Source organism: Metabacillus rhizolycopersici (assembly GCF_020075705.1).
In genome coordinates this window covers 1-4,537 of the sequence record NZ_JAIQUM010000155.1, presented here as the reverse complement: position 1 = coordinate 4,537, position 4,537 = coordinate 1, and the positions used below count along the sequence as shown (strand labels likewise).

Annotated in this window: 3 protein-coding genes, 2 other RNA genes and 1 pseudogene; 5 read left to right on the top strand and 1 reads right to left on the bottom strand. The window is 36.8% G+C overall.

What is annotated here, in order from left to right:
* Nucleotides 1-286 precede the first annotated feature (286 nt).
* The 3 genes from K9V48_RS29810 (at nucleotide 287) to ffs (ending at nucleotide 1,251) form a co-directional block, all read left to right on the top strand.
* Nucleotides 287-439: an HIT family protein gene (locus K9V48_RS29810; RefSeq protein WP_224142189.1), complete on the top strand. Its 153-nt coding sequence runs from the start codon at nucleotides 287-289 to the stop codon at nucleotides 437-439.
* 98 nt (nucleotides 440-537) lie between these two features.
* An RNA gene (gene rnpB, locus K9V48_RS27150) (RNase P RNA component class B) lies at nucleotides 538-922 on the top strand.
* Nucleotides 923-986: 64 nt separating this feature from the next.
* An RNA gene (gene ffs, locus K9V48_RS27145) (signal recognition particle sRNA large type) lies at nucleotides 987-1,251 on the top strand.
* 932 nt (nucleotides 1,252-2,183) lie between these two features.
* Here the strand turns inward: ffs and K9V48_RS27140 are convergent.
* Nucleotides 2,184-3,125, bottom strand: a complete 942-nt coding sequence (locus K9V48_RS27140; protein WP_224142188.1) for an SMI1/KNR4 family protein — start codon at nucleotides 3,123-3,125, stop codon at nucleotides 2,184-2,186.
* A gap of 382 nt (nucleotides 3,126-3,507) precedes the next feature.
* On the opposite strand from K9V48_RS27140, the gene K9V48_RS27135 reads away from it, so the two are divergent.
* On the top strand, nucleotides 3,508-3,948 hold the full coding sequence (locus K9V48_RS27135) for a YaiI/YqxD family protein (RefSeq protein ID WP_111618498.1): 441 nt from the start codon (nucleotides 3,508-3,510) through the stop codon (nucleotides 3,946-3,948).
* Nucleotides 3,949-4,254: 306 nt separating this feature from the next.
* A pseudogene (locus K9V48_RS27130) lies at nucleotides 4,255-4,537 on the top strand (hypothetical protein); the annotation flags it as partial.

Below are 4,537 nucleotides of genomic sequence, written 5' to 3'. Positions count from 1 at the left end.
ACTAAATAAAACAAAACCTTCCAATGAGGGCCTAACGGAAGGTTATTTGGTATGATCTTTTTTAGTATATCAGGGTTGTTTTAGTTATTTTATTGAAAAATGTTGACAAACTATTAGCTGGTTTAGTGCAATAAACACAGCTTCACAAATATGTATAAATATCATTCCGAAAAGACATGTGGAACAGTATTTTGATTTAAGTGCTCAAGAAAGAAAAGCAATGGATGAGTTGTTATTTGAGGGTAAAAAGATCATAGATGAACAACATTAGCCGGATGGTTATAATATCGGCATCAATTGTGGTGAATCCGAAGGGCAGACTATTTTCCATCTACATGTCCATCTCATTCCTAGATATAAAGGAGATATGGAAGATCCGCCGGTGTTCGGGGCGTTATTCCTGAGAAGCGGATATATTGATCATTTCCTGTCAAACTAATAGAGAAACATATTCCAACGTTGGAAACCGTTAACTAGTGATTTTCTCTTTTCTTGTATGGTACACTATGAATGTAGCTGATGAACAACAAAACATGAAATGGTGAGTAGTCGCAGCTCTTGTTAGAAGAGTTGAGGAAAGTCCAGGCTCGCCCGGTGCTGAGATGCCCGGAGTGTTCGTGCCATCTGCAAAGGTGGGCAGCAAGAATTTACTTGTCTGACGGCGGAGAAATCATGCTAAGTCCAACGTGATAGGCTGAGAGTATCCTGAAAGTGCCACAGTGACGGAGTTCGTCTGGAAACGGACGAAATGGAACGAGGTAAACCCCACGAGCGAGCAACCCGAAATTAGGTAGGGGCACCATCCTGCGGGAAATGAACCAAAAGGATGGATCAGTCAAAGATCGATAGTTAGATGACTACACCTGTCGTGCGAGATTGGCATTCGTTTATAGCACGCAGGAACAGAACCTGGCTTACAGCCATTTCATGAGCCGAATTCAGCCATGAATGATCAAATCACATAAGGTATGTTTGAATTATACATACCGTACTAGACGGGGAGTTGGCGGTGCCCTGTAACCCGCAATCCGCCACAGCGGGGTTGAATGCCTGCTTGAGGTTTGAACATGTAAGGTTTGCCTTGTAAAAGTGGTGATGAGAATGGGGTCCTGTGCAATGGAAACCTATGAACCTGGTCAGAGCCGGAAGGAAGCAGCCATAAGTAGATTCACCCATGTGCCGCAGGGTTGCCTCATTTGAGCTTACGTTTACAAGTAACGCTTGGTTGTTCCTATCGATCGCAGGGTACGGTGTTACATAAACGATGATAGAAAGTGTCCTAGGGTAGGACACTTTTATTTGTGATAGGATTCATTATTTTAGCTTTAAAATAAAATTTGACCATTTTCTGCTTGTGTTACTCCACAATTGCGCCCTTTTATTGAATAACTAAAATATGATCTTAATATTAAAATCAATTAATTCTTCTTTCACTAAAGATACCTGTTAGCCTAAAAGTTTGAATTAAAAATTATATATAGAATTATTGCTAAAACAACGAGTATACCACCAATTGTCGGAGCACCATAAAATGTTCGGTTCCAACCATCATCCGTATCAATTTACTTTTCTTACGTTTTTTATCTTTTCTCAACGATTTCACCCCCAAAGTTACTTTACTGTTGACCTTACACTCATTACCTCTAATTATATTTTACAGTAAATGCCTACTCCTTTTGTTACTTCTTATTGAACAATCCTATTAACTTATTAACTGCAAGAAAAAACAGTCCATCATTGCTCGATTATTGCTACCCATTAGCCATCCATGAAGCGCAAAAATTAGCGCTTCACCACAGAGAATGAAAATGGATACCCCTGTCTATACTGTTTCTACGGCTGACGAAGAAGGTCTATATACTATGGTGCCATAGAGCCCATCCGTTAGTCTGACTCCAACGATCACGGTGTACCACCGACTGTCGCGCCCTATATGGGTAGCACTCATGGGAGATTAATCCTTATTCTGGTCGTTGCGTCAGCCAATTCTATACTTTTTATAGAAGGAAGGTTCTTGATTATCTGTCAACTCCATAATGAACACTCAGAAGGCTCAGCCTTTTTTAAAAAGCGTTTTTACTGGGTCAATTTTGTTATGCTTTTTTCTGGATTTTGAGCTTTTTTAATTTTCATGGGAGTTGAAGAAGAACAAATCTAATTTCTCTATCCGTTTATGAAAAATATTATTCCTCATCATCTCCAAAGTCAATCATCACTCCAACAACCTGTTTAGAAAAGTTATATTTTACTTTCACCTCGTACATTCCGTCCCCATAACCAGACATTGAAACCGCACCACTTGGAACAACTCCCCCTTGTGCATCTGAAGCAACAACATCACAACATGCAACATAATATTTTAATCCAACTTCATCTATCTCTATGTCATGGACATTTTTCACTTCATATTGGATAGCTTCATCTCTACCGAGTATTGCAAGGTCAAAGATTCCAGCTTGTGCCGAGTCAACCCCTATCAATTTATCGCAATCATGCCATTTTCCACTTGGTTTTTTTTCTCCATAAAATACGAGTAAACTTTCAACCACTTCTTCAGGTGTGTAAGATATGGATGCTGTCCATCTCCCATTTTTCACATTTGAAAGTATGATTTGCAGGTCTTCTTCATCCACCTGATAACATGGGTCAGTAACAATTAACTTTCCACTTTCTACTGTAAAAGTACCAACTGTTTTAGGCTTATTAGTATTCACTTTCGGCACATACCATTCAATAAATTGACTTAAAGTTGATGCTTTACAATCGCTTATTCCAGTTTTATCATTCCAAAGAAAGATTAGTTCCTGCATAAATCTTTTTCTAATACGATAGCAAAGTTTATCACCATTGATATTTTCACCAAGACAAATCATATCACTCGGTACATTTTTTGGTCTGTTCTCTAGATTTTGTTTTACAATATCAATTGTTAATGCTGATTGTTCATTAGTTTGAATAGGGAACAAAGTCCAATTACCAAATTTTGCTCCATTCGTTTCTAAAAAGAGTTCTTTGTATTCCTCTGGAAAAATAGCACCAAGTGCTTTTTCTGTTTTTTTCAATTCAAGTAATGACACTCCAGCCACTTTCGAACTTGGATTAATCATGTTTATTACTTTCTTCATTTCTTCCTCCACAATACTTTCGGATTATTATGACATACTACATTACAAATTAACTAGGAGTGTTTTCGATATTTATGATTAAAAAACCTCTATTTATTCAAAAAATCCAAATCATTTCTTCTTCAACTAAACTGCTCCGTTTGTTTAAGTACAAACCTTCACAATCTCTTTTAAACTTGAACATAGATATCCAATTTTCTTTAAAGGTGTTATTCCATAAACTAGCCCTTATACGTAAAAGAGCACTACCCTTTTTCAAGAATTGCCCCCTTTAATAGAATAACTGTTTTTTAATGATTTTAGGTAAACCATCTTTATCGTTTGACAAAGGCTAAATTTCCCATTATCATCAACTCAAACTTATTTACGGGGAGAGGTAAAGATGAAAATTTATGTTGATGCAGATGCTTGTCCGGTAAAAGATATCATTATCTCTGAAGGTACGAATGCTGAAATTCCTGTTATTCTTGTTACTAGCTTTTCTCATTTTTCTAATGCGGAACAACCTTCAGGAGTAGAAACCATTTATGTTGATTCTGGAGCAGATGCTGCGGATTATCGGATTATGAAGTTAGCAGAAATAGGAGATATAATCGTTACGCAAGATTATGGTCTTGCTTCGCTAGGTTTAGCAAAAGGGTGTACGGTACTTCACCATAATGGTTCTAGCTATACAAATGAAAACATTGACCAATTATTACAAACACGTTATTTGAGTGCAATGGCTCGAAAAAGTGGAAAGCGTACAAAGGGGCCAAAACCATTTACATCAGAAGATAGGGAGAAATTTAAGGGGCTTTTTAAAAGAGCGATTTCACGTTAAAAAAGAACCGTCCATTTTTAAGAAAAACCTAGAAAAATAAATTGTGACAAATATTAAACTAACTGCCCCGTTAGCTGAAAAAGAAAAAAGCGAACTCCTTTAAAGGAGCTCGCACACGTTGGGTCATTAAATAATTGTATTTATCTTTTCTAGCCAGAAGACCCCCATCTTCAAGACGAGATAGCGGATAAGTGGGGGATGAATGGCTCTTTTTTTTTTGAAAATATTTTTGTTCAAATATGGTAAATGGGATCATTTTTTTGTTATAATAACATTATAGAATATATGTTCGGAGGATGAGGAGGAATGAAAAAGGCTTATTTTTCAAAAAGAATCTACAAAAATACGTTGCCTACAGTATATCTAGATGCCATTTCCCACTCCCTTCTTTTGTTTAATCGCGCGAAACATTTTGCTTTTCAAACACAAGTGGTAGAAAAGAGATCAGGGAAAAGTAAGCGGGATAAATCTCTTCACTTAACAGTGAAAAATCGTTTTGAAATGAACGATTATTACACAAATTCAGTTGTTCAGGAAGCAAATGCTTTGATGAAATCTCAAAGTGAACTTAAGAAAATGTACATTTCTA

Bases quoted from the DNA above. Each gene is read 5' to 3' on its own strand.
- K9V48_RS27140 (WP_224142188.1), bottom strand. From the start codon at position 3,125: ATGAAGAAAGTAATAAACATGATTAATCCAAGTTCGAAAGTGGCTGGA.
- K9V48_RS27135 (WP_111618498.1), top strand. From the start codon at position 3,508: ATGAAAATTTATGTTGATGCAGATGCTTGTCCGGTAAAAGATATCATT.